This is a genomic window from Micromonospora sp. CA-269861 (assembly GCF_050948505.1).
Taxonomy (GTDB): domain Bacteria; phylum Actinomycetota; class Actinomycetes; order Mycobacteriales; family Micromonosporaceae; genus Micromonospora.
Genome location: NZ_CP192014.1, coordinates 5,663,599 through 5,690,170 on the forward strand (window position 1 = coordinate 5,663,599; position 26,572 = coordinate 5,690,170).

Annotated in this window: 29 protein-coding genes; 10 read left to right on the forward strand and 19 right to left on the reverse strand. The window is 72.1% G+C overall.

The annotated features are described in order from the left end of the window. Positions 1 to 118: 118 nt before the first annotated feature. Entirely contained in the window at positions 119 to 1,996 is a 1,878-nt protein-coding gene (gene lepA, locus ACQP0U_RS25885; RefSeq protein ID WP_433311867.1) for a translation elongation factor 4, read from the reverse strand. A 116-nt stretch (positions 1,997 to 2,112) separates the two neighbouring features. Further along, positions 2,113 to 2,649, reverse strand: a complete 537-nt coding sequence (locus ACQP0U_RS25890) for a DUF4240 domain-containing protein (protein WP_433311870.1) — start codon at positions 2,647 to 2,649, stop codon at positions 2,113 to 2,115. A gap of 61 nt (positions 2,650 to 2,710) precedes the next feature. Between ACQP0U_RS25890 and ACQP0U_RS25895 the strand changes: the two genes are divergently transcribed. Continuing rightward, positions 2,711 to 3,697 carry a phosphotransferase family protein gene (locus ACQP0U_RS25895; protein ID WP_433311873.1) on the forward strand — a complete coding sequence of 329 codons (987 nt, stop codon included), beginning with the start codon at positions 2,711 to 2,713 and terminating at the stop codon, positions 3,695 to 3,697. 250 nt (positions 3,698 to 3,947) lie between these two features. Beyond that, entirely contained in the window at positions 3,948 to 4,214 is a 267-nt protein-coding gene (gene rpsT, locus ACQP0U_RS25900) for a 30S ribosomal protein S20 (protein WP_030491765.1), read from the forward strand. 124 nt (positions 4,215 to 4,338) lie between these two features. Here rpsT and ACQP0U_RS25905 read toward each other — a convergent pair whose 3' ends face one another. From ACQP0U_RS25905 to ACQP0U_RS25920, 4 genes are all read right to left on the reverse strand, one after another. Beyond that, positions 4,339 to 4,761, reverse strand: coding sequence for a hypothetical protein (locus ACQP0U_RS25905; protein WP_433311876.1), 423 nt, complete (start codon positions 4,759 to 4,761; stop codon positions 4,339 to 4,341). Further along, complete coding sequence (gene holA / locus ACQP0U_RS25910; protein ID WP_433311878.1) at positions 4,758 to 5,738, reverse strand: DNA polymerase III subunit delta; 981 nt, start codon at positions 5,736 to 5,738, stop codon at positions 4,758 to 4,760. Before holA ends, ACQP0U_RS25905 begins: the two co-directional genes overlap by 4 nt. A gap of 177 nt (positions 5,739 to 5,915) precedes the next feature. Beyond that, positions 5,916 to 8,255 (reverse strand): ComEC/Rec2 family competence protein, encoded by a 2,340-nt coding sequence (locus ACQP0U_RS25915; protein WP_433321141.1) that lies wholly within the window; start codon positions 8,253 to 8,255, stop codon positions 5,916 to 5,918. A gap of 116 nt (positions 8,256 to 8,371) precedes the next feature. Continuing rightward, entirely contained in the window at positions 8,372 to 9,199 is an 828-nt protein-coding gene (locus ACQP0U_RS25920; RefSeq protein WP_433311881.1) for a helix-hairpin-helix domain-containing protein, read from the reverse strand. Between the two features lie 188 nt (positions 9,200 to 9,387). Here ACQP0U_RS25920 and hemC point away from each other — a divergent pair, with 188 nt between their 5' ends. Next, on the forward strand, positions 9,388 to 10,323 hold the full coding sequence (hemC, locus tag ACQP0U_RS25925) for a hydroxymethylbilane synthase (RefSeq protein WP_433311884.1): 936 nt from the start codon (positions 9,388 to 9,390) through the stop codon (positions 10,321 to 10,323). A gap of 69 nt (positions 10,324 to 10,392) precedes the next feature. On the opposite strand, the gene ACQP0U_RS25930 is transcribed toward hemC, so the two are convergent. Next, positions 10,393 to 11,136, reverse strand: coding sequence for a hypothetical protein (locus ACQP0U_RS25930; RefSeq protein WP_433311887.1), 744 nt, complete (start codon positions 11,134 to 11,136; stop codon positions 10,393 to 10,395). Positions 11,137 to 11,237: 101 nt separating this feature from the next. Here ACQP0U_RS25930 and ACQP0U_RS25935 point away from each other — a divergent pair, with 101 nt between their 5' ends. Beyond that, positions 11,238 to 11,687 (forward strand): integrase, encoded by a 450-nt coding sequence (locus ACQP0U_RS25935; protein ID WP_433311890.1) that lies wholly within the window; start codon positions 11,238 to 11,240, stop codon positions 11,685 to 11,687. Here ACQP0U_RS25935 and ACQP0U_RS25940 read toward each other — a convergent pair. Both ACQP0U_RS25940 and ACQP0U_RS25945 read right to left on the reverse strand, forming a co-directional pair. Next, complete coding sequence (locus ACQP0U_RS25940; RefSeq protein WP_433311893.1) at positions 11,668 to 12,042, reverse strand: VOC family protein; 375 nt, start codon at positions 12,040 to 12,042, stop codon at positions 11,668 to 11,670. The two genes, ACQP0U_RS25935 and ACQP0U_RS25940, sit on opposite strands and share 20 nt — an antisense overlap. 229 nt (positions 12,043 to 12,271) lie before the next feature. Then, positions 12,272 to 12,475 carry a hypothetical protein gene (locus ACQP0U_RS25945; RefSeq protein WP_433311896.1) on the reverse strand — a complete coding sequence of 68 codons (204 nt, stop codon included), beginning with the start codon at positions 12,473 to 12,475 and terminating at the stop codon, positions 12,272 to 12,274. Between the two features lie 251 nt (positions 12,476 to 12,726). Between ACQP0U_RS25945 and ACQP0U_RS25950 the strand changes: the two genes are divergently transcribed. Next, positions 12,727 to 12,948: a GntR family transcriptional regulator gene (locus tag ACQP0U_RS25950; RefSeq protein WP_433311899.1), complete on the forward strand. Its 222-nt coding sequence runs from the start codon at positions 12,727 to 12,729 to the stop codon at positions 12,946 to 12,948. 23 nt (positions 12,949 to 12,971) lie between these two features. Here the strand turns inward: ACQP0U_RS25950 and ACQP0U_RS25955 are convergent, their stop codons facing one another. The 5 genes from ACQP0U_RS25955 to nadD form a co-directional block, all read right to left on the reverse strand. Beyond that, positions 12,972 to 13,745 (reverse strand): SDR family NAD(P)-dependent oxidoreductase, encoded by a 774-nt coding sequence (locus ACQP0U_RS25955; protein WP_433311902.1) that lies wholly within the window; start codon positions 13,743 to 13,745, stop codon positions 12,972 to 12,974. A gap of 3 nt (positions 13,746 to 13,748) precedes the next feature. Then, a complete protein-coding gene (locus ACQP0U_RS25960) occupies positions 13,749 to 14,603 on the reverse strand; it encodes a DegV family protein (protein WP_433311905.1) in 855 nt (284 codons plus the stop codon). 48 nt (positions 14,604 to 14,651) lie between these two features. Further along, positions 14,652 to 15,281, reverse strand: a complete 630-nt coding sequence (locus ACQP0U_RS25965; RefSeq protein WP_433311908.1) for a histidine phosphatase family protein — start codon at positions 15,279 to 15,281, stop codon at positions 14,652 to 14,654. Continuing rightward, positions 15,278 to 15,685: a ribosome silencing factor gene (rsfS, locus tag ACQP0U_RS25970; RefSeq protein WP_433311911.1), complete on the reverse strand. Its 408-nt coding sequence runs from the start codon at positions 15,683 to 15,685 to the stop codon at positions 15,278 to 15,280. The genes ACQP0U_RS25965 and rsfS overlap by 4 nt, the downstream gene beginning before the upstream one ends. A 110-nt stretch (positions 15,686 to 15,795) precedes the next feature. Next, positions 15,796 to 16,392 carry a nicotinate-nucleotide adenylyltransferase gene (gene nadD, locus ACQP0U_RS25975; RefSeq protein ID WP_433311914.1) on the reverse strand — a complete coding sequence of 199 codons (597 nt, stop codon included), beginning with the start codon at positions 16,390 to 16,392 and terminating at the stop codon, positions 15,796 to 15,798. A 166-nt stretch (positions 16,393 to 16,558) separates the two neighbouring features. On the opposite strand from nadD, the gene ACQP0U_RS25980 reads away from it, so the two are divergent. Next, a complete protein-coding gene (locus tag ACQP0U_RS25980) occupies positions 16,559 to 17,221 on the forward strand; it encodes a PadR family transcriptional regulator (RefSeq protein WP_433311916.1) in 663 nt (220 codons plus the stop codon). Positions 17,222 to 17,410: 189 nt separating this feature from the next. Next, complete coding sequence (locus tag ACQP0U_RS25985; RefSeq protein WP_433311919.1) at positions 17,411 to 18,616, forward strand: FAD-dependent monooxygenase; 1,206 nt, start codon at positions 17,411 to 17,413, stop codon at positions 18,614 to 18,616. Between the two features lie 48 nt (positions 18,617 to 18,664). Here the strand turns inward: ACQP0U_RS25985 and pepN are convergent, their stop codons facing one another. Next, positions 18,665 to 21,181 (reverse strand): aminopeptidase N, encoded by a 2,517-nt coding sequence (gene pepN, locus ACQP0U_RS25990; protein ID WP_433311921.1) that lies wholly within the window; start codon positions 21,179 to 21,181, stop codon positions 18,665 to 18,667. 69 nt (positions 21,182 to 21,250) lie between these two features. On the opposite strand from pepN, the gene ACQP0U_RS25995 reads away from it, so the two are divergent. Continuing rightward, positions 21,251 to 21,469, forward strand: a complete 219-nt coding sequence (locus ACQP0U_RS25995; protein ID WP_124817462.1) for a DUF397 domain-containing protein — start codon at positions 21,251 to 21,253, stop codon at positions 21,467 to 21,469. 120 nt (positions 21,470 to 21,589) lie between these two features. Here ACQP0U_RS25995 and ACQP0U_RS26000 read toward each other — a convergent pair whose 3' ends face one another. Further along, complete coding sequence (locus ACQP0U_RS26000; RefSeq protein WP_433311924.1) at positions 21,590 to 21,979, reverse strand: hypothetical protein; 390 nt, start codon at positions 21,977 to 21,979, stop codon at positions 21,590 to 21,592. Positions 21,980 to 22,138: 159 nt separating this feature from the next. Here ACQP0U_RS26000 and ACQP0U_RS26005 point away from each other — a divergent pair, with 159 nt between their 5' ends. Together ACQP0U_RS26005 and ACQP0U_RS26010 are read left to right on the forward strand one after the other, a co-directional pair. Further along, complete coding sequence (locus tag ACQP0U_RS26005; protein WP_433311927.1) at positions 22,139 to 23,386, forward strand: cytochrome P450; 1,248 nt, start codon at positions 22,139 to 22,141, stop codon at positions 23,384 to 23,386. A gap of 37 nt (positions 23,387 to 23,423) precedes the next feature. Next, on the forward strand, positions 23,424 to 24,455 hold the full coding sequence (locus tag ACQP0U_RS26010) for a glycosyltransferase (protein ID WP_433311930.1): 1,032 nt from the start codon (positions 23,424 to 23,426) through the stop codon (positions 24,453 to 24,455). A gap of 81 nt (positions 24,456 to 24,536) precedes the next feature. On the opposite strand, the gene ACQP0U_RS26015 is transcribed toward ACQP0U_RS26010, so the two are convergent. The 3 genes from ACQP0U_RS26015 to ACQP0U_RS26025 are packed head-to-tail and all read right to left on the reverse strand — an operon-like array spanning position 24,537 to position 26,519. Beyond that, the gene (locus ACQP0U_RS26015) at positions 24,537 to 25,154 is read right to left on the reverse strand and encodes a DUF3618 domain-containing protein (RefSeq protein WP_433311933.1); all 618 of its coding nucleotides are present in this window, start codon (positions 25,152 to 25,154) and stop codon (positions 24,537 to 24,539) included. Further along, on the reverse strand, positions 25,151 to 25,618 hold the full coding sequence (locus ACQP0U_RS26020; RefSeq protein WP_433311936.1) for a phage holin family protein: 468 nt from the start codon (positions 25,616 to 25,618) through the stop codon (positions 25,151 to 25,153). Before ACQP0U_RS26020 ends, ACQP0U_RS26015 begins: the two co-directional genes overlap by 4 nt. Before the next feature lie 31 nt (positions 25,619 to 25,649). After that, the gene (locus ACQP0U_RS26025) at positions 25,650 to 26,519 is read right to left on the reverse strand and encodes a hypothetical protein (protein ID WP_433311939.1); all 870 of its coding nucleotides are present in this window, start codon (positions 26,517 to 26,519) and stop codon (positions 25,650 to 25,652) included. Positions 26,520 to 26,572 lie beyond the last annotated feature (53 nt).

The window sequence follows — 26,572 nt, forward strand, 5'->3', positions numbered from 1 at the left end:
CGACAGAAAAATTTTCCCGCGCCCGGCGGACACGCTCGCCGCACCACAGCACGCGAGGCGCCCGGAAACGCGACGCGCCCGGGTGCGTGTGGCACCCGGGCGCGTACGGCGTCGTGAACTACTTCTTGCCGGCAGCCTTGCCGTCACCGGAGTCGGAGGAGAGCGCGGCGATGAAGGCCTCCTGCGGCACCTCGACCCGGCCGACCATCTTCATCCGCTTCTTGCCTTCCTTCTGCTTCTCCAGCAGCTTGCGCTTACGGCTGATGTCACCGCCGTAGCACTTGGCGAGAACGTCCTTGCGGATCGCCCGGATGGTTTCCCGGGCGATGACCCGGCTGCCGATGGCCGCCTGGATCGGCACCTCGAACTGCTGGCGCGGGATCAGGGTACGCAGCTTGGCGGCGATGGTGACGCCGTAGTTGTACGCCTTGTCCTTGTGCACGATGGCGCTGAACGCGTCCACCGGCTCGCCGTGCAGCAGGATGTCCACCTTCACCAGGTCGGACGCCTGCTCACCGGAGGGCTCGTAGTCGAGTGAGGCGTAGCCCTTGGTACGGCTCTTCAGCTGGTCGAAGAAGTCGTAGATGATCTCCGCGAGGGGCAGCGTGTAGCGCAGTTCCACCCGGTCGGCGGAGAGGTAGTCCATGCCGAGCAGGGTGCCGCGCCGGCCCTGGCAGAGCTCCATGATCGCGCCCACGTAGTCGTTGGGCGTCAACACGGTGGCCCGGACCACCGGCTCGTACACCTCGGCGATCTTGCCGGTGGGGTACTCGCTCGGGTTGGTGACGACGATCTCCTCGCCGTCGTCGGTGATCGCCCGGTAGACGACGTTGGGCGCGGTGGAGATCAGGTCGAGGTTGTACTCGCGCTCCAGCCGCTCCCGGATGATCTCCAGGTGAAGCAGGCCGAGGAAGCCGCAGCGGAAGCCGAAGCCGAGCGCGCCGGAGGTCTCCGGCTCGTAGTCCAGGGCGGCGTCGTTGAGCTTGAGCTTGTCCAACGCCTCGCGCAGGTTCGGGTAGTCGGACCCGTCGATCGGGTAGAGGCCGGAGTAGACCATCGGCTTCGGGTCTTTGTAGCCACCCAGTGCCTCGGTGGCCGGCCGGCTGTTGATGGTGACCGTGTCACCGACCCGGGACTGCCGGACGTCCTTCACGCCGGTGATCAGGTAGCCGACCTCGCCGACGCCGAGCGCCTCGGCCTTGACCATCTCGGGTGAGATGACGCCGATCTCCAGCAGCTCGTGCACCGCCCCGGTGGACATCATCTTGATCCGGTCGCGGGCGCTGATCCGGCCGTCGATGACCCGGACGTACGTGACGACGCCGCGGTAGACGTCGTACACCGAATCGAAGATCATCGCCCGGGCGGGCGCCTCGGCGTCACCGACCGGTGGAACGAACTGCCGGACGATCTCGTCGAGCAGGTACGGGACGCCCTCGCCGGTCTTGCCGGAGACCCGGATGCAGTCGGCGGGGTCGCCACCGATGAGGTGGGCCAGCTCCTCGGCGTACTTCTCCGGCTGCGCGGCCGGCAGGTCGATCTTGTTGAGCACCGGGATGATGCGCAGGTCGTTCTCGAGAGCCAGGTAGAGGTTGGCCAGGGTCTGCGCCTCGATGCCCTGCGCGGCGTCGACAAGCAGCACGGCACCCTCGCAGGCGGCCAGCGACCGGGACACCTCGTAGGTGAAGTCCACGTGCCCCGGGGTGTCGATCATGTTGAGCACCGCGTGCTCACCGGCCCGCTCACCCTCGCGGATGGTCCACGGCATGCGGACGGCCTGGCTCTTGATGGTGATGCCGCGCTCGCGCTCGATGTCCATCCGGTCCAGGTACTGCGCGCGCATCTGCCGGGGGTCGACCACGCCGGTGAGCTGCAACATCCGGTCGGCCAGGGTCGACTTCCCGTGGTCGATGTGGGCGATGATGCCGAAGTTCCGGATGCGACCGGGGTCGGTGGCACCAGGGGCGTTCGCGCCGGGATCGAGCTTCGGTGGCACAGCGGTCCGTTCTGGTCGGCTGACGTGAACAGGCCGGCGCGCCGCCGACCCCCTCTATGTTCCCACGCCGCCGGGGTGCGCCCGCTGCGCGGGCGATGGATCGGCCCGAGGACCCCTCACTCCATCGGCGGCTCGACGAAGAGCGCGGCCAGCCGGGGCAGCCGCCGACGCGCCTCGTCCTCGTCGTCGAAGTCCCAGAAGTCGTTGAGGTCCGGCGTCCGCACCGGGTCACGGTCCGCCGGCAGTTCGGTCGCGGTGGCCTTGCGGTACGCGTCCCAGGGCACCGAGAGCATCGGCTCGGCGGAGAACTCCTCACCGCTGAGCGAGGCCGCCCGCACCTGGGGCAGTTCGGCCAGCGAGTCCGGTTCGGCGACAGCGCGGGCGAAGACGGCCCGCCCCTGGGTCATCAGCCAGCCCCGGAAGTGTTCGAAGCCGTCCGCCGAGGCACCACCGTTGATCAGGTACGCCGCGCCCCACAGATCCGCCTTGTGCGAAGCGGCCAGCACCCGCGTCTGGTGTCGCGCGTACCCGACGATGTCCTCCGGGTCGCGCGCGGCGAGCAGCGCGACCGCCCGCGCGGCGACCGGGCCGGGCTCACCCCCGCCGCCGGCCCGAGCCTCGTCGATCAGCTGCCAGAAGTCCTCGGTCCTCATGGCTTGGCAGTCTGGCAGTGTCGCCGTGCGTCGCGCACGTACCCCGGGGCAGCATGGTGGGATGTCCCCTCCCCCGCTGCCGCCGGTGCCGTACCACGCGAGCGCCCTGCGCCCGTCGTGGCCGACGCTGCCGGCGGCGCTGCGGGCCGCGGTCGCCGAACGGCTCGGCGCGCCGGTGGTCACCGCCCGGGTCGCGGGCGCGGGCTTCACCCGGGGGTTCGCCGCCGTGCTCGACACCGCCGACGGCGGTCGGGCCTTCGTCAAGGCCGCACCCGCCGCCGAGCAACCGCACCTGGTCCAGTGGTACGCCCGGGAGGCCGCGATCCTCGACCGGCTGCCGGCCGACCTGCCGGCGCCCCGCCACCGGTGGACGCTGCACGAGGCCGGCTGGTTCGTGCTCTGCACGGACGCCGTCGACGGGCACACCCCGCGCCTGCCCTGGGCGCCCGCCGAGTTGGACGCCACCCTCGCGGGGTACGCGCAGGTCGCCGCCGCCCTGGCCGACCCGCCGGCCGAGCTGACCGCGCTCGGCCTGCCGCGTCTGGCCGACCTGGCCCGGTCGGACATCCTCTGGTGGGAGGAGGTCGCCGCCGGTCGCGAGCCGATGCCACCACTGCCCGCGCCGCTCCTGGGTCGGCTTCCCGAGCTTGTGGAGTTGGAGTCCCTCCTCCCCCGGTACGCCGACGGGGCGACCGGCCTGATCCACAGCGATCTGCGGGTCGACAACGTGCTGATCGGCGCGGACGGCCGAGCCTGGTTCTGCGACTGGACCTGGGTCTGCTCCGGGCCGGCCTGGTTCGACCTGGCCGGCCTGCTGCTCACCGCGTACACCAGCGGGCTGGACGCGGACCGGCTCTTCGCCGCGCACCCGGCCACCGCCGGCGCGCCCCCGGACGCGCTGGACGCGACCCTTGCCGCGCTGGCCGGCTACTACCTCACCGGCGCGGCGGCGGCACCGCCGACAGCCTCGCCACACCTGCCCGCCCACCAGCGTTGGAGTGGCGAGCAGTCGCTCGACTGGCTGGCCCGCCGCCGAGGCTGGCGGTGACGCGGGCCGGGCCGGGGTGCCGGCCTGGCGGGGACGCCGGCCTGGCGCGCTGTCGGGCTGGCGGTACGCCGCCGCCGTGGCCGAGGGCGTAACCTGGTCCCCGACGGGCCGGGTCCGTCCGCGCGAAGGCCGAGCCGTTTTGGCTCGTCCCGGGCGACCTGGTAACCTGGCTCTTCGCGCAGCGATGACGCATGTTCGTCATCACGCGCAATAAGCTGACCAACCCGAGCTATCAAGACGAGGCTGTCGCGTGGCGAACATCAAGTCCCAGATCAAGCGCAACCGGCAGAACGAGAAGGCCCGGCTGCGCAACAAGTCGGTCAAGTCGTCGCTGAAGACCGCCGTCCGGAAGTTCCACGAGGCTGCCGAGGCCGGTGACGTCGAGAAGGCGACCGCGCTCATGCTGGACGCCTCTCGCAAGCTGGACAAGGCCGTCAGCAAGGGCGTGATCCACTCCAACCAGGCCGCGAACCGCAAGTCCGCGATCGCAAAGCGCGTGGTGTCGCTCTCCGCCTGACGACTTCACCCGTCAGACTGATTCGGAAAGCCCCGGGCCCAGGTCCGGGGCTTCCGTGTGTCCAGAGGCCGGCCGTGTTTCTCCGGGCCGGCCGTTCTGTGTGTGGCCCCGACGGGGTCGGCGCTCAGTCGGACGGGTTGGCACGCCTGGGTGGTGGCACCGGGTCGGCGGTGATCACCACGCCGGGAACGCTGTGTGAGACCCACTCCACCCGGGCTCGGCCGACCACCGGCTCCATCTGCCGGCGAAACCTGTCCCGTTCCTGCTCGGGCACGAGCGCGGCAGAGCGGACCACGACCGCGGCCACCATGTCGTTGAGCTTGACCATGGCCGCCACCACGACCGGCAGCACCAGCACCGCCCACCAGCTCACCAACTCGGCGAGGGCGAGCAGCACCGCCAGGGCGATGGCGCCCTCGAAGAAGAGGAAGCACAGCACACCGCCGGGGTTGACGAACCGCAGGCCGAGGAGCCGGGCGTAGAGCGGCCGGTAACGCTCCTCGTCCACTGCGATGGTGGCCCACGCTGGGCGGTTCGCCCCCGTCACCTGGTGCTGCCCTGCCGGGCCGCCGCGACGGAGAAGACCGCACGCTCCAGGGCGTACGCCCGGTCGTCGGAGCCGCCCTTGACTGCCGCGTTGCACTCGGCGGCGACCTGCATGGCCCGGACCAGGCCCTCCGGCGTCCAGCCCCGACCCTGCCGCTGCGCCCGCTCGATCTTCCAGGCGGGCATTCCGAGGCTGCTGGCGAGCTGGTACGGGCTACCCCGCCCGGCCGATGCCACCCGGGCCACCGTGCGCACCCCGTCGGCCAGGGCGTCGGCGATGGGCACCGGGTCGACCCCGACGTGCAGGGCCCAGCGCAGGGCCTCGAGCGCCGCCGGCACGTCGCCGACCATTGTGGCGTCCGCCACCGTGAAGCCGGTCACCTCGACCCGGCCCCGGTAGTAACGGGAGACCGTCTCGGCGCTGATCCGCCCATCGGTGTCGGCGATCAGCTGGGAGCAGGCGGCGGCCAGCTCGCGCAGGTCGTTGCCGACCGCGGCGATGAGCGCCTCGGCGGCGTCGTCGGTGCACTTTCCGCCGGCCCGGCGGATCTCGTCGCGGACGAAGGCCACCCGGTCGCGGTGCCCCTTGAGCTTGGCGGCCGGGACCACTGTCGCGCCGGCCGCCCGCAGGCCGTCGGCGAACGCCTTGCCCTTGGCGCCGCCCAGGTGCAGCACCAACAGTTGGACGTCCGGGTCGGGGTTCTTCGCGTACGCCAGCAGCGCGGCGACCAGGTCCTTGCGGGCGTCCTGGCCGGAGCGCAGGATCAGCAGCCGCCGCCCGCCGAACAGCGAGGGGCTCAGCATCTCGGCGATCTCGCCGACGGTGAGCGCACTGGCCTGGTACTCGCGGACGTCCACCTCGGGGTCCACACTGCGAACCTTCGCGACAGCTTCGGTGACCGCGCGCGTGGCGAGCAGTTCCTCGTCACCGAGGACGAGCAGAATGGGGGCGAGGCTGGCGGGGGTCACGCCGCCCATATTCGCACGGCCTGCGGCGGGATCGTGCCTGCTCATTCGCTACTTGATCGGCGCAGCCCGCACACAGTGCAAATCCAGACATCAACCTCAATTCCCCATCTAATCCGCAAGTCGCCTGCTGGTCTTGATCCACACGGGATCACGGCGACCACGGCACCGGACCGCCCACTGTGCGGGTCAGGGCTGTCGGCCTGCGGGCACACCTCGCCGGGCCACCGCCAGACCGTCGCGCGTTCGGACCGCCGCCACATCACCGTCCGTGTCGGTGCGCAGCACCCGCACGCCGCCCCTGCTCAGGTGGGCCAGCAACCCCGGACTCGGGTGCCCGTAGGTGTTGCCAGTGCCCACCGGCACGAGCGCCACTGCCGGCCGCACCGCGTCGAGGAAGCCCGGGTCCTGGTACGCCGAACCGTGATGGGCGACCTTCAACACGTCAGCCCGCAACTGGCCGGGCGCCGCCCGCGCCACCATCGCGTGCTGCTCCTCGGTCTCCGCGTCGCCGGCCAGCACGATCCGTACCCCGGCCACCGTGGCGAGCAGCACCAACGAGTTGTTGTTCGGGTCGGACCTGGTCCCGGCCAGCGGGTACGGCGGGCCGAGCACCAGCAGGTCGACCCCGCCCACCGGATGGCGAGCGCCGGCCACGGTGGTCAACAGGGCGGCCCGTCCGCCGATGGCCGCCGCGAGGACCAGGTCCCGGCCGCTCTCCGGGTCGGTCGACGACGGCGTCAGCACGGCACCGACCCGCCGCCCCCGGAACACCCCGGCCACCCCGCCCACGTGGTCCGCGTGGAAGTGGCTGATCACCAGCAGGGGCACCTCGCGTACGCCGAGCCGACGCAGGCAACCGTCCACCGCACCCGGTTCCGGCCCGGCGTCCACCACCACGGCCCGGCCGCTGTCGACCGGGAGCACCAGGGCGTCGCCCTGCCCCACCGCACAGGCCACCACCACCCAACCGGCGGGTGGCCATCCCGCCGCCAACAGCCGAACCGGCAGGGCACCCAGCACCGCGGCGACCCCGACCACCGCCACCAGCCGGCGTACGAGGGGCCGGCGCACCGCGATCAGCAGCGCAACGGTCAGCCCGGTCAGCAGCAGGGCACCTGGCACTCCGCCGGGCCACGGCAGGGTGCCGCCCGGCAGTCGAGCGCCCTGCCGGGCGATGAGCACCAACCACCAGGCCGGCCAGCTCGCCAGCCACGCCACGAACTCGGCACCGGCCGGCCAGATCGGCGAGACGATGGCCGCCAGCACGCCCAGCACGGTCGCCGGCGCGATGGCCGGCACCGCCAGCAGGTTCGCCGGCACCGCCACCAGGCTCACAGTGCCGGAGATCCCGGCGACGACCGGCCCACACGCAAGCTGGGCGGCCGCCGGCACGGCCAACGCCTCGGCCAGCCCGGGCGGGACGCCTCGCCGACGCAACCCGTCCCGCCAGCGCGGCGCGAGCAGCAGCAGGCCACCGGTGGCCAGCACGGAGAGGGCGAACCCGGGATCGCCTGCCAACTCCGGGTCGACGAGCACCAGCACTGTCACGGCGGCGGCCAACGCGGGCAGCGCCGCCCGAGGACGACCGGCGGCTAGCGCGGCCAGCCCGATCGCTCCCATCGTGGCGGCCCGTACGACGCTCGGCGACGGACGGACCAGGATGACGAACCCCACAAGCGCCGCAGCACACAGCGCAGCGGCGAGCCACGGACCGGCGCGCGACCACCGGGCCAGCAGCAACACCGCACCCACCACTATCGCGACGTTGGAGCCGGAGACCGCGTTGAGGTGGGTCATCCCGGTGGCCTGGAAGTCCTCCTCGACGGCGGGCGGCAGTCGGCTGGTGTCGCCCACCACCAGACCGGGCAGCAACCCACCGGGGTCGTCGGGCAGCGGCGCGCAGGCGCGTTGCAGGCCGGCCCGCAGCGTCCCGGCGGCGCGCTGCGCCCAGGACGGCGCGCCGTGCCGCTCCGGAGGCGCGTTGGTGCTGAGCACCGCAGCGGTGAGGTCGCCACCGCGCGGAACGCCGAGCCGGCCGTCGGCGGTGAGGCGCTGCCCGGGCAGCAGGCCCCGCCACGCCGGGTCGGTCGCCAGGACGAGCAGCCGCACCGACGCGTGGATCCGTCGGCCGTCGGGCCCGGTGAGCCGGACCAACTCGGTCGACACCAGCAGCATGCCCGGCCGACCGGCGCTCCGGATCGGACGCGGGTCGTCCCGGACGATCAGGTCGGCGGTGACCGGAGCGCGTTGCTCGGCCAGGGCACGGATCGCCGGTGCGTCGCGAACCGCGAGCCGGGCGGCGGTGGCCGCGCCACCGCAGACCACACCGAGGCCGACCGCCACGGCCACCCACCCGTAGCGCCGCAGCACGGCGCGGGGACGGCCGAGGCGGCCGAGCAGGTGCACAGCACCCATCGCCGTCAGACCGGCAGCCGTGCCCGCCACCAGCAGGACGGTGCGGCTGCCGAGGTGCAGGCCGGCGAGCGCGGTGAGCCAGGCCGCCACGGCGAGCCCAGCCAGTCGCAGATCCGGCGGCTCGGAAGGAGCCGGACCACCCGGCGGTGTGGGCTGCGCCGGCCCAGCCTGCGGCTCGGACCGGGCCCGACCAACCGGGGGTGGGTCAACGGCTACGGCAGGCCCGCTCACACCGTCACCAGATCCTTGAGCTGCTCGTAACGGGCATCGCCGATCCCGTCGACCTGGCGTAGGTCCCCAACGGACCTGAACCCGCCGTGCTGATCCCGGTGGGTGAGGATCCGTTGGGCGAGCACCGGCCCGACCCCGGGCAGCGCGTCGAGCTGCGCCAGTGTCGCGGTGTTGAGATTCAGCGGCCCGGGGGCGGGTGCCGCGCCGCCCGCCGCGGGCCCGGCCGCACCGCCGGCAGGTGGCGTCACCCCGACCACGATCAGCTCGCCGTCGGTGACTTTGCGGGCGGGGTTGAGCAGCGCCACGTCGACCCCGGGCAGCGCGCCGCCGGCCGCCTGCACCGCGTCGGCGAGACGGGACCCGGCCGGCAGGCGTACCAGACCGGGTTTTCGGACCTTGCCCGCGACGGCCACCACCAGATCGCCGGTCCCGGACACGCTGGGGTCGGCCGCAGGCGCGGCCGACGCGGCCTCGCTGACCAGCGGGGCGACCGGTTCCGAGCGCGGCCGGGCCTGCCAGGCCCAACCTGCCGCACCCACGACCACCACCACGGCGACCACCGCCAACGCCCGCACACCGCGCCGCCCGGGGTCGAACGCCCCCGGCCCGGGCAACCGGGGCTCGGGTGGGACCGTAAGGCCGTCCGATGCCGACTCCACGACCGGCGCGGCGGGCCGGGACAGCACGTCCGCAGGTGGCGCGCCGACCAGGGCCGACGGGGGTACGCCCGCGAGCGGCGCCTCCGGCCGGGACAGCGGTGCGACAGCCGCCTCCGTCAGCCGGCGCAGGCGCTGGCGTACCTCTGTCTCCTCGTCGTGCGACACAGGGCGACGCTATGGCGGCGGCCGGGACGGTGGAGGGGGGACGACGCCGCCCTGTGGACAACCAACGCCACTGTGGACAACGCCCTGATCATGCCTCGATGTGCTATGCGGGAGTCGACTTTCGGCACTTGGCCTGAGCGACCGGTCTGGCCGCCGACGACCCCGCCGAGCGGACTACCCTCACCCGTATGTCCGACTCACGCCTGCTGCGCATCGGCACCCGCAACTCTCCGATGGCGCTCGCCCAGGTCGAGCGGGTCCGCGCGATGCTCGCCGACCGGCACCCGGACGTCACCGTGGAGGTGATGTCGATGTCAACAAGCGGGGACCGCTGGCACGGTGACCTGGCCGCCCTGGGTGGCAAGGGGGCGTTCACCAAGGAGGTCGACGCCGCGCTGATCGCCGGCGAGGTGGACCTGGCGGTGCACTGCGTCAAGGACGTCCCCGGGGACCGGCCGGCACCAGCCGGCACGGTGATGGCCGCCTACCTGACCCGGGACGATGTCCGGGACTGCCTCGTGCACCCGGGCGGGCTGCGGATCGACCAGTTGCCCCCCGGCACCCGCATCGGGACCTCCGCCGTTCGGCGGGTCGCGCAGCTGGCGCTGCACTGGCCGCGCCTGGTGCCGGTGGCCATCCGGGGCAACGCGAACAGCAGGCTCGCCAAACTCGACGCCGGCGACAGGTACGACGCGCTGCTGCTCGCGGTCTCCGGGCTGGAGCGGATCGGGCAGGCTGCCCGGATCACGCACCCGATCGACGTCGACACGATGGTCCCGGCCGTCGGCTCCGGCACCCTGGTCCTGCAATGCCGGGACGACGACACCAGCACCCGTGACCTGGCAGCCAGCCTCGGCGACCCACGGGCCTGGCGGGAGACCGTGGCGGAACGGACCATGCTGCACATCCTGCAGGGCAACTGTCACTCCCCCATCGCGGCGCTTGCCCGCACCGAACCCGACGGACGCCTCGGCCTACGCGCGAGGGTGATCAGCCTCGACGGTAAGACAGTGCTCGACGTACACGAATGGGCGGCGGATCCGATCACCCTCGGGACCTCCGTCGCCGCCGCCCTGCTCCGGCAGGGCGCCCGTGACCTCCTCGACCTGTCCGCGCACGCCTGACCCCTTGCCGGGTACGCCGTCACGGGGCGCAGATCGCGATCCTCGGCGTCACGGGCCCGGTCAGCGGGTTCACCAGGTCGGCCGGGGGTCGGGCGGATCGGGCGGTCGCCACGGCTGCGGGGCTTCAGTCTCATCGGGCGGTCGCCACGGTTGCGGGGCGTCGGTCCCATCGGGCGGTCGCCACGGTTCGGGGGCGTCGTCGTCGGGCAGGGGCCGTGGCCGCCCGGCCAGCATGCAGAGCACGGCCAGAACGACGAGGACGACCGGCAGGAGGAACAGGTTGCCCTGGCCGGTGGCGACCTCCTCGGGCGGGCGCGGGTCGACAAGGCCCTCGGGGTCCCGCACCACGACGACGCGTTGCCCCACCGTGCCTTCCGGGTTGTTCGAGGCGCCGATGCTGCTCCCCGGCCACATCCCCAGCTCACCGGGAATGCGCCGGTCGTACTGGTCGGCAAGGGTGTAGTAGAGATGGCGGCCCTTCTCGCTGCCGTCCCGCACACCGGTCACGGTCGCCACGACCCGTTCACCGCGATGGGTGAGCACTGTCGACCACAGTCCGCCGGAAGCCACGAACATGAGGAAGGCACTGACCAGCCAGGCCGCCGACAGCATGATCGTCCGGGGTGGGGGCGTGACCACCAGCCCGGCCACCAGCAGGGCGGCGCACCACACCACGGTGCCCGGCACGACCACCTTGTCGGCTCGGATCCAGGTTGTCCCCGCCAGGGCACCGATCGCGCCGGTAACTGTGAACACCAGCAAATACCACGCGCCCAGTCGGTCGAAGAACCGACGGCGACCACGAGGCCTCATGGGCAGCAGAGTAGGCCCGGAGGCCAAATTCCTGCCGATCCATCGGGGAGCGCGGCGTAGAGTACGCCCTCATCGATCTTGAAGGATCGGAGGTGGCTCAGATGCGGGCTCGACTACGGCAGATACACGTCGACGGGCACACCTATACGTGGCGCGCGGCGCTGCACCGCGTACAGGTCAACGGTTTCCACCAGCGGGCCGTCTACGTGCGCGCCTGGGAGTCCGGCGGCAAGAACGGCCAGAAACTCGAAGCGGATCTGTTGTCGGCCCCCGGTCCGTACATAGTCGACGACGGCTACCCCACACCCGCCGACGTGCGGGCGGTCATCATCTGCGGCCTGAAGAGTGGTTGGCACCCAGAGCAGCGGGGCGGGACGTTCGTGCTGTCCGATCGCGAGCACGGGGCCACCTTCGAGGCGTCGGGGTTCCGGCTGACCAATCCCGTGCGCCCCGGCGAGAGCGCGGACCCCACGACCCACGAGCCTCAGCCGGCCGGTGGGGCCAACCGCGCCCGACCGGCCGACGGGCCCGCTACAGGTACGGCCGGGTGATGATCTCGATGGCGTGTCCCGCCGGATCGAAGAAGTAGAAGCCCTGCCCGCCGTGCTCGGTGTTGGTCTCCCCCTCCCGCTTCAGCTGCGGGTCGGCCCAGTACGTGATGCCCCGCCCCTCGACGAACGCCAGACAACGCCCGAACAACTCGTCGTCCACGAGGAACGCGTAGTGCTGCATCTGGATGTCCACCGGCGGCTCGGCGAACTGGAGCAGCACACCCTCGTCCAACTGCACGTTGGCGAACGGCCCCCACGACGGCGCCTCCGGCAGCTCGAACAGCTCCCGGTAGAACGCTGCCGAGGCGCTCTTGTCCTTGCTGGCGATGATGGTGTGGTTGAACGTGACTGTCATGCGTACCGTCTTCTTCCCGGTCGATCCGAAGACCCGACCGGAGGCCCACAGCGTTGACCCAACCACGCGGATGACAAAAGCCCCGAGGGCACCGACGCCCCGGATCCCGCACGAGAGACGCGTACATCGCATCGATCTCGGCGTAGTGGCTGAAGTAGCCAGAACCTCCGGGGGGTAGGCCCATCTGGGGCGCGCACGGAGGCTAACACAGCGGCGCGGAGCAAGTCATTCACCGCTTCTGGAACATGACTGAAGCGACCTCTGCCATCAGCGCCAACGCCCAGTCGAGTTGTCGGCACTCGTCGCGTCCTCGGCACTCCAGGCATCCGCCTGCCCGCCACGGCCGGTCAGTCGCCCGGGTCCAGTGAACGTCCACCACGCGCTTAGCCATGAACAGCTCGGTCGCCGTGGACACCGGTTCGTCGATTGGCATGGTTGGCACCTCCCGCGCGATCCGAAGTAGCCCGCCCTGAGAGCCCGATCCATCCGGTGCGGCCCCTCAGGGTGGGCAGGCCGGATACCTCGGGAGTGCTGAAGTCCAGGAGCACCCGACCACTGTCTCACTGTATTCACTGTCTCACCGTAGTCAAGTTCTCACTATCTCCACTTTGCTGCTTTGTCGCCTTGTCTCGATCACATCCGGGCTGGAAACATGATCTCCGCTGAAGTCCAGGAGAATCGATCATGCCGACGAGACCACCGCACTACCGCCGCGTAGCTGACGACATCGAGCAGAAGATTCGCTCGGGCGAATACTCGGCGGGCCAACAACTGCCTTCGGTGTCCGAGATCGGCGAGCTCTACAACGTGGCACGCTCCACGGCCTATCGAGCCGTCAAGGAGCTGCACGAGCGCAATCTGATCTACGGTCAGCAGGGGCAGGGCGTCTTCGTCGCCGACAGCTAGAAGCCCTGCGCCACGAAAACCGGTCAGCGGGCCTCTGGGTCGAGGCCGAGGACGGCCCGTCCCCCGTCCACCGGCAGCGTCACCCCGTTGACGAAGCTCGCCGCGGGCGACAGCAGGTACGCGACGGCCTCGGCAACCTCGTCGGCCCGCCCGATGCGGCCCACCGGGTGTAACCGGGTCAGCTCGGCGTCGATCCACTGGGCCTGGGTGGGCTCCTGCGTGGCCAGGAACTCGGCGTGCCTCTCGGTGGCGATCGAGCCGAGCGCCACCGCGTTGGCGCGGATGCCGTGCCGCCCGTACTCGACGGCCAACGCCCGGGTCAGCCCCTCCACGGCGGCCTTCGCTGTCGCGTACGGCAGGGCACCGGACACCGGTCGACGGGCCTGGTGCGACGAGACGTTGACGATCGCGCCGCCGGTGGCGCGGGCCAGGAAGCGGCGGACGGCGACCGCGGCGCCCACCACGGCCGGGCGCAGGTTCAACCCGATCAGGTCCAGCACCGTGTCGGCCGACGCGGAGTGCAGTGTGGCGTCGCGGAACACCGCCGCGTTGTTCACCCAGCCGGTCAGCGGCGCCACGCGGTCCGCCAGCTCAGCGGCGCGCTCGGCCACCTGCTCGTCGGCGGCGTCGCCGACCACCGCGACGAGCCGTTCGGCGGCCGGATGGTCGGCCAACCAGTCGACCGCGTCGGCGTCGCGTTCCAGGACGACGACTGTGGCACCGGTCGCCACCAGCCGTTCCACCACGGCCCGCCCGACACCACGACCACCTCCGGTCACCACGCACGACGTGGGCACCGCTCAGCGCTCCGGTCGGCGGTGGACGACCACGCAGGCCAGGCCCGGCCCGGCGTGCGCGGCGACGACGGCACCCGCCTCGGAGACGTACGTGTCGTGCAGCCGGTCGCCGAACCGCTCGGTCAGCGCGGCGCGCAACGCCTCGGCCCGTTGCGGCGCGGCCAGGTGGTGCACCCCGAGATCCACATCGTCGTCGCCGGCCGCCTCGACGGCCAGGTCCACGAGTCTGGCCACTCCCCGGCTGGCGGTGCGGACCTTCTCGCGCAGCACGATCGACCCGTCCGGCATGTGCATGATCGGCTTGACGGACAGGGCGGTGCCGACCAGCGCCTCGGCCGCGTTGATCCGGCCGCCCCGGCGGAGGAACTCCAGCGTGTCGACGTAGAACCAGACGGTGGTGCGGGCGATGGCGTCGAGCGCCGTGTCTCGTACACCGGCAAGGTCGGCGCCGGCCTCGGCGGCGATGGCGGCGGCGATGGCGGGAAAGCCCAGCCCCATGCCTGCCGAGCGGCTGTCCACGACCTCCACCCGGCCGTCCAGGTCCGCGGCGGCGAGCCGGGCGGCCTCCACCGTTCCGGACAGCGCGGCGGAGAGGTGCACCGAGACGATCCCGTCGGCGCCGGCGTCGAGCAGCCGACGGTACGTCCGGGCGAACTGCTCGGGTGCGGGGCGGGAGGTGGTCGCGGTGACCCGTCGGGCGCTCAGTGCCAGGGTCGCGTCGGCCGGCTGGGTCTCCACCCCCTCCAGCCCCTCCGCGCCGTTGAGCACGACTGTCAACGGCACGACGGTCAGCCGGTGCGCCTGCACCAGCTCGGGCGGGAGGTAGGCGGTGGAGTCGATGACAACCGCGACGGGCATGCCCGGCACGCTAGCCGATCGAGGGCGCGAACGCCGAGGCGCGAGTGCTCAGACCGCGTCGACAGACACCGGGGCGGTGATCAGGCCGACGTTGTGCGCCCGCAACTGCCACCCGCGCACGTCGTCGTGGCGTAGCTCGGTCCAGTGGCAGTTGGCCAGCGATCCGACGGTGCGCAGCACGGCAGTGTCCCACCCGAGCAGGTGACCGATGCCCTGCCGGGAGCCGCCACCGTGAGTCGCGATCACCACGGTGCCGCCCGGGGCCGCGTCGGCTGCGTCCTGGAGCGCGGCGCCGACCCGCTCGCCGAGGTCGTGCAGGGGCTCCAGATCGGCGCCCGGGTCGGGGTCGCCGGCCCGCCACCGCGCGTACTCCTCACCGAACTGCTCGGCGACCTCGGTCAGGTGCAGACCCTGCCACCTGCCGAAGTGCCGCTCGCGCAGCCTCGGGTCGGTGCGGATCGGCAGCCCGGTCAGCGCGGCGAGCGCGGCGGCGGTCTCCGCGGCGCGGCTCAGGTCGCTGGCCACGATCGCGTCGGGCCGCAGCGCCGCGAGCAGCGGAGCGGCGGCGCGGGCCTGGTCGCGACCGAGCGCGTTGAGGGGTACGTCGAGCTGCCCCTGGACACGGTTGGCGGCGTTCCAGTCGGTGTTGCCGTGCCGCCAGACGATCAGTCGGGTCATTCGGCGGCGGTGGACCCGCTGGCGTCGGCCTCGACGAGGTCGCGATCGACGAACGGGATGGTGGGGCAGTCCTTCCAGAGGCGGTCGAGCCCGTAGAACTCGCGCTCCTCGGTGTGCTGGACGTGCACCACGATGTCGACGTAGTCGAGCAGCACCCAGCGGCCACCCCGCTCGCCCTCGCGCCGCACCGGCTTCGCCTTGTCCGGTAGCTCCAGCAGGCTCTCCTCGATGGCGTCGACGATGGCCAGCACCTGACGCTCGTTGGGGGCAGCGGCGAGCACGAACGCGTCGGTGATGGCGAGCTGGTCGCCGACGTCGATGATCGCGATGTCCTGCGCCTTCTTGTCGGCGGCGGCCTGGGCGGCCGCGATAGCCAGCTCGTGAGCGCGTTCGGAAACTGTCACCGTTCTCCTTCGATCAAGCGTGCGATCCTCCAAGCGTCTCATACCCGGCGGCACCCCGATCGTCCAGTTCTGGTCGGTTAGCGGGACGAACCTGGGCATAACGGGTGCGTTCAGCGCTGATAGAGGCTCCGCTTGGCGATGTACTGCACCACACCGTCGGGCACCAGATACCAGACCGGCTCACCCCTGGCGACCCGCGCGCGACAGTCGGTCGACGAGATGGACATCGCGGGGACCTGGATCAGGCTGACGGTATCCGCCGGGAGGTGCTCGTCGGTCAGCGGGAAACCGGGCCGGGTCACGCCGATGAAGTGCGCCAGCTCGAAGATCTCGTCCAGATCCTTCCAGGACAGGATGCGCTGCAGGGCGTCCGCGCCGGTGATGAAGAACAGCTGCACCTTCGGGCCGTACTCGGCCTGAAGGTCACGCAGCGTGTCGACCGTGTAGGTCGGCCCACTGCGGTCGATGTCGACTCGGCTGACCTGGAAGCGAGGGTTGGAGGCGGTGGCGATCACGGTCATCAGGTACCGGTCCTCGGCCGGGCTGACCGGCTCGTCGGCCTTCTGCCACGGCTGCCCGGTGGGGACGAAGACCACCTCGTCCAGGCCGAACCGGTCCGCCACCTCGCTGGCCGCGACGAGGTGCCCGTGGTGAATCGGATCGAAGGTGCCACCCATGATCCCGATCCGCCGGATATCTTCCTCCACCCAGTGATCGTAGGCCGAGCGTCGTGGCCGACCATCCCGGCCCGGCTCAGCGCTGGCGATCACCCCCGGCGCAACGCGATGATCCACTCGGCAGGGGGTCGCGCCAGCCCTAGCCGTCGGCGTATATTCGTTGACGAGTAACCGTCGACGAGCGAGGAGGTTCATCGTGCCGAAGCGGCGCAAGGTCGGCAACCTGCTGGCGCTGGCTGTGTTGTCCGCCCTGGTCCAGCGGCCGATGCACCCGTACGAGATCGCCACCGCACTGCGTGCCTGGGGCAAGGACCAGGACATGGAGTTCAAGTGGGGGTCGTTCTACACGGTGATTGGCAACCTGGACAAACACCACCTGATCGAGGCGGTGGAGAGCGTCCGCGAGGGCCGACGCCCGGAACGGACCGTCTACCGGATCACCGACGCGGGGCGGGCCGAGCTTGTCGACTGGGCCCGTGAGCTGGTCTCCACCCCGATGCCGGAGCACCCCCGTTTCCGGGCCGGCCTGTCCGTGCTCGCCGCGCTGCATCCCGACGAGGCCACCGGCCTGCTGCGGCAACGGCTCGACCTGCTGGAGGACGCGATCCGCCAGGACCGCGAAGCGCTCGACGCGCACCTGCGGGAAATTCCGCGGCTGTTCCTGGTGGAGTCGGAGTACGACCTCGCCATCCGGGGCGCGGAGGCCACCTGGCTGCGGGCACTGCTCGCGGAGCTGACCTCGGGGAGCTACCCCGGGCTGGACACCTGGCGGGCCTTCCACGAGACCGGTGAGATGCCGGCCGAGCTGACCGAGCTGGCCGAGAGAACCAGCAGCCGGAGCACCGAACCCACCGGCTGAAGAACGGCCCCGGCGAGGTGCGCCAACACCTCACCGGGGCCCTGACCCCGAACCGACGCCTGGGAAGGCACCCGGCCCGAAGCGGCAACCACGAGGATAACCGGGCTCCCTCCCAGGTCCGCGCGCCCGCGCACCGACCACACCAGGTCCGTGTGCCCGCGCACCGCCGACCACACCCAGGGAGAGAGCATGACCACGGTACGAACCGCGATCGTCATCGGCGGCGGCATCGCCGGGCCGGTGACGGCGCTCGCGCTGCGCCGCGCCGGCATCACCGCAACCGTCTACGAGGCGTACCCGACCACTGCCAACGGCATCGGCGGCACCCTCGCCCTCGCGCCCAACGGCGTGGCGGCTCTACGTACCGTCGGCGCGCACGAGGCGGTGACGGCGATCGCCACACCTATCGAACGCAGCGCCCTGGCCGTCGGACGCCGCCGCATCGACATGCCCACCCTGACCGGGGTGCCGCCGCTGCACGTGGTGCATCGCGCCGAGCTGTACCAGGTGCTGCACGACCAGGCAGTCGCTGAGGGTGTGCCGTTCGCGTACGGCAAGCGGCTGGTCGACGCCGAGCAGACCGGCGACGGGGTGACCGCGCGTTTCGCTGACGGCAGCACCGCGACCGCCGACATCCTCGTCGGCGCGGACGGGATCCGCTCCACGGTCCGGGGTCTCATCGACCCGGCCGCGCCCGGCCCCCGGTTCACCGGGCTGCTCGGCTTCGAGGCGGTCGCCCGACACGAGGTGGACGCCGAGCCGGGCACGATGACGTTCGCGTTCGGGCGGCGCGGCTACTACCTGTACTGGCCCGAGCCCGGCGGCGGCACCCGGTGGGGGGCCAACCTGCCCCAGCAGCGGCCGATGAGCCTCGTCGAGGCCCGGGCGGTGCCGGCGGAGCAGTGGCTGGACACGCTGCGCGCCAGCTACGGCGACGACGACCCGGGCCGGGAGCTGATGGCGACAAGCACCGCCGACGACCTCCAGGTGGTCGGGTCGTTGCAGATCATGCCGCCCGTGCCGCACTGGCATCGGGGCCGGATGGTGCTTGTCGGCGACGCGGCGCACGCGCCGTCGAACAGTTCGGGGCAGGGCGCGTCCCTGGCCATCGAGAGCGCGGTGCAGCTCGCCCGATGCCTGCGCGACCTGCCGGACGTCCAGGCGGCGTTCGCCGCGTACGTGCGGCTGCGTCGTACCCGGGTGGAGAAGGTCGCCGCCCGCGCGGCCCGGATCAACCATGCGAAGGCCCCCGGCGCGGTCGCGCGGACGCTGATGCCGTTGCTCATGCCGCTGATGGTGCGCACGGTGCTGGACCCGGAGAAGACCGTCGCCGACGAGCAGCGCTACGTCATCGACTGGGACGCGCCGGTCACGGCGGAGCCCGCCCTGCGCTGAGCTGCGGGCCGCGGGGTGGCCGGCGCGCCACCCCGCGGCGGTCAGCGTTCAGGCGGAGGCGGCGGCCACCGCCGTCCGGGCGACCAGCGCGCGGCGCAGGTCATCGTCGGCGTCGGTCACCACCCGGCGCAGGCCGGGCGTCAGGTCGTCGCGGGCCAGCAGCGCCGCGGCCGCCTCCCGGGTCGGTTGCGCCACGGCGTAGCGGGGGAACGCCAGGGCCGCCACCCGGTCGGCCGTCCAGGGGGTACGCCGTTGCGCGGCGGCCGGCATCTCCGCGAAGTACCTGTCGACGTACACGGCGGTCAGTTCGGCCTGTTCGGGTTGCCAGAACCCCTCGGCGATCGCCTCCAGCAGCCGATTGGACAGCTCGGTGTCCCGCACGATGACCTCCCAGGCCGCCTGCTTCGCTGCCGCGTCGGGCAGGGCCGCCCGGCAGTAGGCGGCCCGCTCCGCGCCCGCGGAGCTGTTGTCGGCAGCGGCCTCGATGGCGATCTCCGCCTCGCCGGCCGCCCCCAGGACCACCAGTCGGCGCAGCACCGACCAGCGCAGCTCCGCGTCGACCTTCAGACCGGCCGGCACGTCCCGGCCGGCGAGCCAACCGACGAGCAGATCCGCATCGGTGGTCGCGGCGACCCAACCCCGAGCAGCGGCGAGTTGCAACGACTCCCCGGCCGGCGCGCCGTCGAGCAGCCGCCGGCACGCCCCCGCGACCCTGGCCAGCGCCGCGGAACGGGTCAGCGGGTCGAGGTAACGGTCGACAAGGGACCGGCTGAGCGTCAGCACGTCCTCCGCGATGATCACCTCGGTCTCGGCGGGCAGCGCGGCGACCATCAGGTCGACCAGACCGCTGACCGGCCGCTCACCGTCGGTCGTCGCGTCCAGTGCCTCCCGCCAGAGCACCGCCCTCGCCAGAGGATCGGTCAGACCGGGCAGCACCAGCGGGACGGCGTCCGCCGACGCCGGATCGAGGCGCACCTTCGCGAAGGTGAGGTCACCGTCGTTGAGCAGCAGCAGCCGGGCCGCCGGCTCGCCGGTCAGCGCACCGAGCACGGTCCGGCCTCCGTCGGCGCTCGGGTCGATGTCGACCTCGTCGCGCCGCGCGGTGCCGTCCGTCGAGTAGCGGCCCACACCGATCCGGTGTGGGCGCAGCACCGGGTACGACTCGGGCGCGGTCTGCACCACCGCCACCTCGGTGTAGCGGCCCTCAGCGTCCACGGCGACCTCGGCGCGCAGAGTGTTGACCTGCGGTCGGCGCAACCACAGCTCGGCCCAGTCGGACAGGTCCCGCCCGCTGCTGGCAGAGAGGCTGGCCAGCAGGTCGGCGAGGGCGGCGTTGCCGAAGCGATGTGCGGCGAAGTGCGCGTTCAGGCCGGCGAGGAATGCCTCGTCGCCGAGCCACGCGACCAGCTGCCGCAGCACGCTGGCCCCCTTGGCGTACGAGATGCCGTCGAAGTTGAGCAGGCCCTCCTCGGCGTCGGCGACCTCCTGCGGGGCGATCGGGTGGGTGGAGGGCCGCTGGTCCGCGGCGTAGCCCCAGGCCTTGCGACGCATGGCGAAGGTGGTCCAGGCCTGACCGAACCGGGTCGCCTCGGCGGTGACCCGGGTGCCCAGGTACTCCGCAAAGGACTCGTTCAACCACAGGTCGTCCCACCAGCGCATGGTGACCAGGTCGCCGAACCACATGTGGGCCATCTCGTGGGCGATGGTGCCGGCCCGCTGCTCGCGCTGGGTGTCGGTGACCACCGAACGGAACACGTAGTCGTCGCGGAAGGTGACCAGGCCCGGGTTCTCCATCGCGCCGGCGTTGAACTCGGGCACGAACGCCTGGTCGTACTTGCCGAACGGGTAGCGTTCGGTGAAGAGCTGGTGGAACCGGTCCAGGCACTGCCGGGTGACTGTGAAGATCTCGTCGGCGTCGGCGTCGAGGTGCTCGGCGAGCGACCGGCGGCAGTAGATGCCCAGCGGAATGCCGTCGTGCTCGGCCCGCCGGACGTGGTACGGCCCGGCGATCAACGAGAAGAAGTAGGTCGCCAGGGGCTCGCTCGGGGCGAACTCCCAGCGCCCGGGGGCCGGGTTGGCGGCCACCTCGGCGTTGCCGGCGACAATCCACTGCGGCGGCGCGGTGACCGACAGGGTGAACGGGGCCTTCAGGTCGGGCTGGTCGAAGGCGGCGAAGATGCGCGGCGCGTTGTCGAGGAAGGACTGGGCGTAGAGGTAGGTCTCGCCGTCGGCCGGGTCGACGAAGCGGTGCATCCCCTCCCCCGTCTTGGAGTACGCCATCTCGGCCTCGACGATCAGCGTGTTGTCCGCGGCGAGGTCGTCGAGCGACAACCGGTTGTCGGCGAGCAGGTCGGGGTCGAGGTCACGGCCGTTGAGGCGTACGCCAAGCAGTTTGGCGGGCTTGACCTCGGCGAAGGTCGAGGCGCCGGCGGTGGCCCGGAAGCGGATCTCGACAAGGGAGTGAAAGACGTCGCCGTCTCCGGTCAGGTCGAGGTCCACCTGATAGGACTCGACAGTAATCGCCGCGCCACGCGCGGTCGCCTCTACACGGGTCAGGCTCGGCATCCGCTTATCCTGCCCGATGGGGATCGGCACCCGGTCACCACACGACCCTCGGCACTGGAGGAAAGAACCATGGCGCAGCACCCCAAGGGCGACTTCGACCTCTCTCGGGCGGTCTGGCAGCGGGCCGAGGGGGACACCTCCGACAGCGCCGTCGAGGTCGCCTTCGTCGACGACCTGATCGGGATGCGCAACTCGGCCGAGCCGAACGGGCCGGTGCTGGTCTTCACCCAGGCCGAGTGGGACGCCTTCGTGGCCGGCGCGCAGGACGGCGAATTCGACCTGGACTGATCGTGCCCGCCGACTCGTCGGAGTCGGATCGCCGTGCCGGTGCCCGTGGTCGGGACACCGGCACGGCCACGCCGGCAGGCCGGCCGACGCACTGCCGGGTCGACCACCCGGGGCCGGAGGTCAACCATCGCCGTCGCCCCAGCCGAGGCCACCGGGGCCCGGGGCGTGGTGAAAGCCCGGATGGTCGGCCACGTCGACGCAGCGCTCCCCGTCCGGGCCGACCGCACCGCAGAACAGCCGCTCGGCGCGCTGCCAGGCGTCCGCCGGTGACAGGGCCGCCGCCCCGATTGCCACCTCCGAGCGGAGCAGGCTCAGCGCCTCCGCGTACGCCACGGCCAGCTCGCGCGCCTCGGCCGGGCCGGGCGCGGTGAAGCCCAGGTGCACGGTGAAGAACCGGTGCGGACGGGTGGGCCGTCGGGGCGGCCCGATCAGTGGGGGCCCGTCGCGGCCTGCGCGCAGTGCCCCGGCCGCTCGCCGCTGTCGCCAGTGCGGCGATCCGTTGTCGCGCATCAGCCCTCCCCGTGGTCGTCCCACCTGCAGCAAACCAGGTTTCGCCGCCCCTGGGAGGGGCCAGCCGGCACGCCGCCGACGTGGGGGATTCAGCGGCTGCCACGGGGGTAGACGCAGCCGGCCGGCGGCGACCGGCCGCCCCGCGCGTGAGGAGACCCGATGGCGACCATGCCGGCCGACCGCAGCCCGGACAGCACCCTCGCGCTGCTCCGCGCCGGTTACCGGTTCATCAGCGAACGCTGCGAACGGTACGGCAGCGACGTCTTCCGAACCCGGATCCTGCTCACCCCGACCATCTGCCTGCGCGGCCGTCCGGCGGCGGAGCTGTTCTACGACAACCACCGCTTCCAACGCGCCACCGCGATGCCGCTGCGCGTGCAGCGGACCCTGACCGGTCGGGGTGGGGTGCAGGGGCTGGACGGGCCGGAGCACTCCGACCGCAAGGCCATGTTCATGTCGATCATGACTCCGGCCGCGATCCGGCAGCTCGGCCAGCTCTTCGACGACGAGTGGCAGACCCGGATCACCGCCTGGGAGGGCGCCGGCCCGGTGTCGCTCTACGACGAGCTGGGTCGGTTGCTGACCCGGGTGGTCTGCGCCTGGGCCGGGGTGCCGCTGCCCACGTCGCAGGTCGAGCGACGCGCCGTCGAGCTGCACGCCATGATCGAGGCCCCGGCGGTGATCGGACCCCGGCACTGGCGGGGACGGCTCGCCCGGTACCGCGTCGAACGCTGGCTCGCCGACCTCATCGAACGGACCCGTGTCGGTTTCGCCCCGGCGCCGGCCGGCAGCGCCCTGGCCGTGATCGCCGAACACCGCGACGGGCGCGGCAACCTCCTCCCCCGGCGGATCGCGGCGGTGGAGCTGCTCAACGTGCTGCGCCCGGTGGTCGCCGTCGACCAGTACATCGCCTTCGCCGCGCTCGCCCTGCACGACCACCCGGGTTGGCGGGAACGGGTCCGCGACGACGACGAGGCCACCGGGAACTTCGTCCAGGAGGTGCGCCGCTACTACCCGTTCTTCCCGATGGCGGCGGCCCGGGTCCGGCGTTCCTTCGACTGGCAGGGCCACCACTTCCCGAGGGGCCGGCGGGTACTGCTCGACCTCTACGGCACCAACCACCACCCGACGCTCTGGCCCCAACCGGAGCTGTTCCGCCCGGAACGGTTCGCCCACCGCCGGGTGGACCCCTTCGAACTGATCTCGCAGGGCGGCGGCGACCACTGGGCCGGGCACCGCTGCGCCGGCGAGTGGATCACCATCGACCTGATGAAGCGGGCGGTCACCAACCTGACCGCCACCATGCGCTACGACGTCCCCGTTCAGAACCTGGCCCTGGACCTGCACCGGATGCCCGCGTTGCCGCCCCTCGGCCTGACCCTCACCAACATCCGGCGCACCGCCTGAGCGGCCGACGATCGTGCCTGGTCGAGGTGACGAAGCCGTGCGGCGAACCGGTGCCCCACCGATCCGCCTGCCGATGACGTACGTGCTGCCGCTGCGCTGGCACACCGACGCCGGCCTGGCCGAGCTGACCGACCACCTGCGCTGGCTGGGTGACCGGGTCGAGGTGCTCGTGGTCGACGGTTCACCTCCGGACCTCTTCGCCCGGCACGCCGAGGCGTGGCGGGGGCTGGTCCGACACCTCGCACCGGACCCGGGCAAGCACGGGCTCAACGGCAAGGTGCTCGGGGTGCACACCGGTGTCCGCGCAGCCGGCCACGAACACGTGGTGATCGCCGACGACGACGTCCGCTACGACGAGGCCGCGCTGACCGCGGTACACCGGCTGCTGGGCCGGGCCGACCTGGTAAGACCGCAGAACTACTTCGACCCGCTGCCCTGGCACGCCTGGTGGGACACCGGCCGTACCCTGCTCAACCGGGCGCTCGGGGCGGACTACCCGGGCACCCTCGCCGTGCGGCGCGGCACCTTCCTCGCCATGGGCGGGTACGACCCGGACGTGCTCTTCGAGAACCTGGAGCTGATCCGAACCGTGCGCGCGTACCACGGCACCGAGGCCGCCCCGGCGTGGCTGTACGTCCGTCGGCTGCCTCCGGACGCGGCGCATTTCCGTGGTCAACGGGTCCGTCAGGCGTACGACGATCTGGCTCAGCCGGCTCGCCTGCTGACCGCGCTCGCGGTGCTGCCGGCGCTGGCGGCGGCGGTCGCGTCGCGCCGGCCCAGGCTGCTGCTCGGCGCGGCGGCCGGGGTTGTCGGCCTGGCCGAGCTGGGCCGCCGCCGGGCCGACGGACGCCACGTGTTCCCACCGGCCACGACCCTGGCAGCCCCGCTCTGGCTGCTGGAACGCGGCATCTGCAGCTGGCTCGCGGTAGCCCAGCGCGTCCTGGGAGGCGGTGTCCGTTACAACAACACCCGAATCCGCCAGGCCGCGACCCCCACCCCCCAGACCCGCGCGATCTTGCACTTCCTGTGCGGACAGAACACCCCAGAGACGACAAAACCCCAACCCTAAGTGCAAGATCGGGTCGGGGTGTGGGGGGAACGCGACAGCTCGCGGGCACCCTGGGGTGCCCGCGAGCTGTCGTGATCGGGGTTAGCGGGTGGCGTGGTCCTTGATGTCGTGGGCGGCGGACTTCGTGTCGTCCTTGACCGCGTGCACGGCGTCCTGAGCGGCGGACTTCACCGACTCGGCGGCGTGCTGGGCCGGCTCGCGCAACTCGCTCGCCACCTCGCCCAGCTTCTCCTTCACCGCCCCGCTGTGCTCGCTGACCTTGGCCTTCACCTGGGTGGCGGCCTGCTGCTCGCGGCGGGAGGCCGGGATCAGCGACGAGGCCAGCCAGCCGACCCCGAACGCGATCAGGCCGGCGGCGAGAGGGTTGCCCTGGGACTTCTGCCGGATCACCCGCGGCGCGCTGTGCGCGGCGTCGCTGACGGTGGAAGCCGCCGAATGCGCGGCGTCGCTGACGCTGGAGGCCGCCGACGAGGCGCGGTCACCCACCGAGTGGGCGGCCTGGCCGGTGCCGTGGCCGAGGTCGGACGCGGTTCCCATGACCTTGTCCCTCACATTCTGCAGAGCGGAACGGGCCCGCTGCTTACGGTCGTCGACGATGCGGCTGGGGCTGACCTTGTACGCCAGCGCATCCACATCGGAGCTGAGGCTGTTACGGGTGGCTTCGATCTCCCGGCGGATCTGATCGGGATCGGTGCTCATCGGGTGACTCCCTCCGGGTGCGGCTTGAGCGCGTCGGGGATCCGCTGCACGCTGTCGTTTGTCTGCTTGAGCCCGCGTACGTGCTGGGCGTTCTTCTTGGCCATCGAGTAGAGGACCGCGGCGACCGCGGCCCAGATGATGGCCACGATCAGCGCGGCCAGGCCGGAGTCCATGACGTTGTCCAGGAACTGCCACACGGCGATGGACACGAAGAGCGCCACCATGTAGCCGCCGAAACCGGCACCGCCGAAGAGGCCCGCGGCCTTGCCCGCCTTCTTGCCCTCCTGGCGGATCTCGGCCTTGGCCAGCTCCACCTCCTGACGCATCAGCGTCGACAGGTCGGTGGTGACCTGACGCATCAGGTCACCCAGCGAGCTGCCCTTCACCTCCGCCGCTGTGTGCGGCGCACCCGGGTCGGGGTGGAAACCGGAGTCCAGTCCAGACCCCTGCGTCGGCATGCTCATGCCGTCGTCTCCCTTCGGATGACTCGGCGGCTCACGGGCGGGGGCTGCCGCTGGACGGCACGCCCGGCAGCGGGTCGGTCTGGGTCACCGGCGGCAACGGCTGACCGGTGCCGGAGTGCTCCGGGTAGTCGCCCCGGGTGGGCTCGTCGTAGCCGCCGGGCGCCGGGTCCGCGTAGGTACCGGGCGCCGGGTCGGCGTAGGTACCGGGCGTCTGGTCCGCGTAGCCACCGGACGTCGGCGGGGTGTGCGTACCGGGGGTCGGGTCGAGGTAGCCGCCCGGCGGGACGGCGTCCGGCACCGCGCGGGGCGCCGGCGGCGGCGTCGGGATCACTGCGGTCTGCTCCGGGTCGTACGCCCCGGCACCCCGATAGGTCGAGGAACCGTTGCCGGAGTCGTCGCCAGCGGCCGTGATACCACGGGTCAGCCGGCCGGCCAGCACACCGAGGACCGCCGCGCCGACCAGGAAGGTGCCCGGGTTACGCCGCGCGTAGTCGCGTACCTCGGTGATCAGGTCGCCGGGCTCGCGCTCCTCAAGCCAACCGGCGACGCCGTGCACCCGGTCGGCGGCCTGGCGGGCCAGCTCGCTCACCGGGCCGGCCTGGCCACCCTGCTCGGCCATCGAGCGCATCTCGTCGGCCAGCGAACGCAGCCCACCAGCGGCCCGGCGCTGCTGCTCACCGGTCTGGCTGGCGAGCTGGCTGCGGGCCTCGCCGTACAGGTTGCGGGCCTGCCGGGCCGCCTCGCGGCCCACCTCGGTGCCCTGCTCCTTGGCGGTCTGGGCGACCGCGCCACCAGCCTGCGCGGCCTCCGACCCGGCCTGGCGCGCCTGGTCGCGGACGCCGCCGCCGTTGGTCGACTGCTGCCCATAGGTGGAAGACGTAGATGAAAGATCGTAAGTCATGATGTCCCTTCCGCTCAGAAAGTCGTAGCGGTTGTGCTGGGGGATGCGGTCGC

What these genes read in the sequence shown, in the direction of transcription:
- ACQP0U_RS25890 (WP_433311870.1), bottom strand. Translation starts at nt 2,649, where the DNA reads ATGAGGACCGAGGACTTCTGGCAGCTGATCGACGAGGCTCGGGCCGGC.
- ACQP0U_RS25895 (WP_433311873.1), top strand. Translation starts at nt 2,711, where the DNA reads ATGTCCCCTCCCCCGCTGCCGCCGGTGCCGTACCACGCGAGCGCCCTG.
- holA (WP_433311878.1), bottom strand. Translation starts at nt 5,738, where the DNA reads ATGGGCGGCGTGACCCCCGCCAGCCTCGCCCCCATTCTGCTCGTCCTC.
- hemC (WP_433311884.1), top strand. Translation starts at nt 9,388, where the DNA reads ATGTCCGACTCACGCCTGCTGCGCATCGGCACCCGCAACTCTCCGATG.
- ACQP0U_RS25930 (WP_433311887.1), bottom strand. Translation starts at nt 11,136, where the DNA reads ATGAGGCCTCGTGGTCGCCGTCGGTTCTTCGACCGACTGGGCGCGTGG.
- ACQP0U_RS25935 (WP_433311890.1), top strand. Translation starts at nt 11,238, where the DNA reads ATGCGGGCTCGACTACGGCAGATACACGTCGACGGGCACACCTATACG.
- ACQP0U_RS25940 (WP_433311893.1), bottom strand. Translation starts at nt 12,042, where the DNA reads ATGACAGTCACGTTCAACCACACCATCATCGCCAGCAAGGACAAGAGC.
- ACQP0U_RS25945 (WP_433311896.1), bottom strand. Translation starts at nt 12,475, where the DNA reads ATGCCAATCGACGAACCGGTGTCCACGGCGACCGAGCTGTTCATGGCT.
- ACQP0U_RS25950 (WP_433311899.1), top strand. Translation starts at nt 12,727, where the DNA reads ATGCCGACGAGACCACCGCACTACCGCCGCGTAGCTGACGACATCGAG.
- ACQP0U_RS25960 (WP_433311905.1), bottom strand. Translation starts at nt 14,603, where the DNA reads ATGCCCGTCGCGGTTGTCATCGACTCCACCGCCTACCTCCCGCCCGAG.
- ACQP0U_RS25965 (WP_433311908.1), bottom strand. Translation starts at nt 15,281, where the DNA reads ATGACCCGACTGATCGTCTGGCGGCACGGCAACACCGACTGGAACGCC.
- ACQP0U_RS25985 (WP_433311919.1), top strand. Translation starts at nt 17,411, where the DNA reads ATGACCACGGTACGAACCGCGATCGTCATCGGCGGCGGCATCGCCGGG.
- pepN (WP_433311921.1), bottom strand. Translation starts at nt 21,181, where the DNA reads ATGCCGAGCCTGACCCGTGTAGAGGCGACCGCGCGTGGCGCGGCGATT.
- ACQP0U_RS25995 (WP_124817462.1), top strand. Translation starts at nt 21,251, where the DNA reads ATGGCGCAGCACCCCAAGGGCGACTTCGACCTCTCTCGGGCGGTCTGG.
- ACQP0U_RS26000 (WP_433311924.1), bottom strand. Translation starts at nt 21,979, where the DNA reads ATGCGCGACAACGGATCGCCGCACTGGCGACAGCGGCGAGCGGCCGGG.
- ACQP0U_RS26005 (WP_433311927.1), top strand. Translation starts at nt 22,139, where the DNA reads ATGGCGACCATGCCGGCCGACCGCAGCCCGGACAGCACCCTCGCGCTG.
- ACQP0U_RS26015 (WP_433311933.1), bottom strand. Translation starts at nt 25,154, where the DNA reads ATGAGCACCGATCCCGATCAGATCCGCCGGGAGATCGAAGCCACCCGT.
- ACQP0U_RS26020 (WP_433311936.1), bottom strand. Translation starts at nt 25,618, where the DNA reads ATGAGCATGCCGACGCAGGGGTCTGGACTGGACTCCGGTTTCCACCCC.
- ACQP0U_RS26025 (WP_433311939.1), bottom strand. Translation starts at nt 26,519, where the DNA reads ATGACTTACGATCTTTCATCTACGTCTTCCACCTATGGGCAGCAGTCG.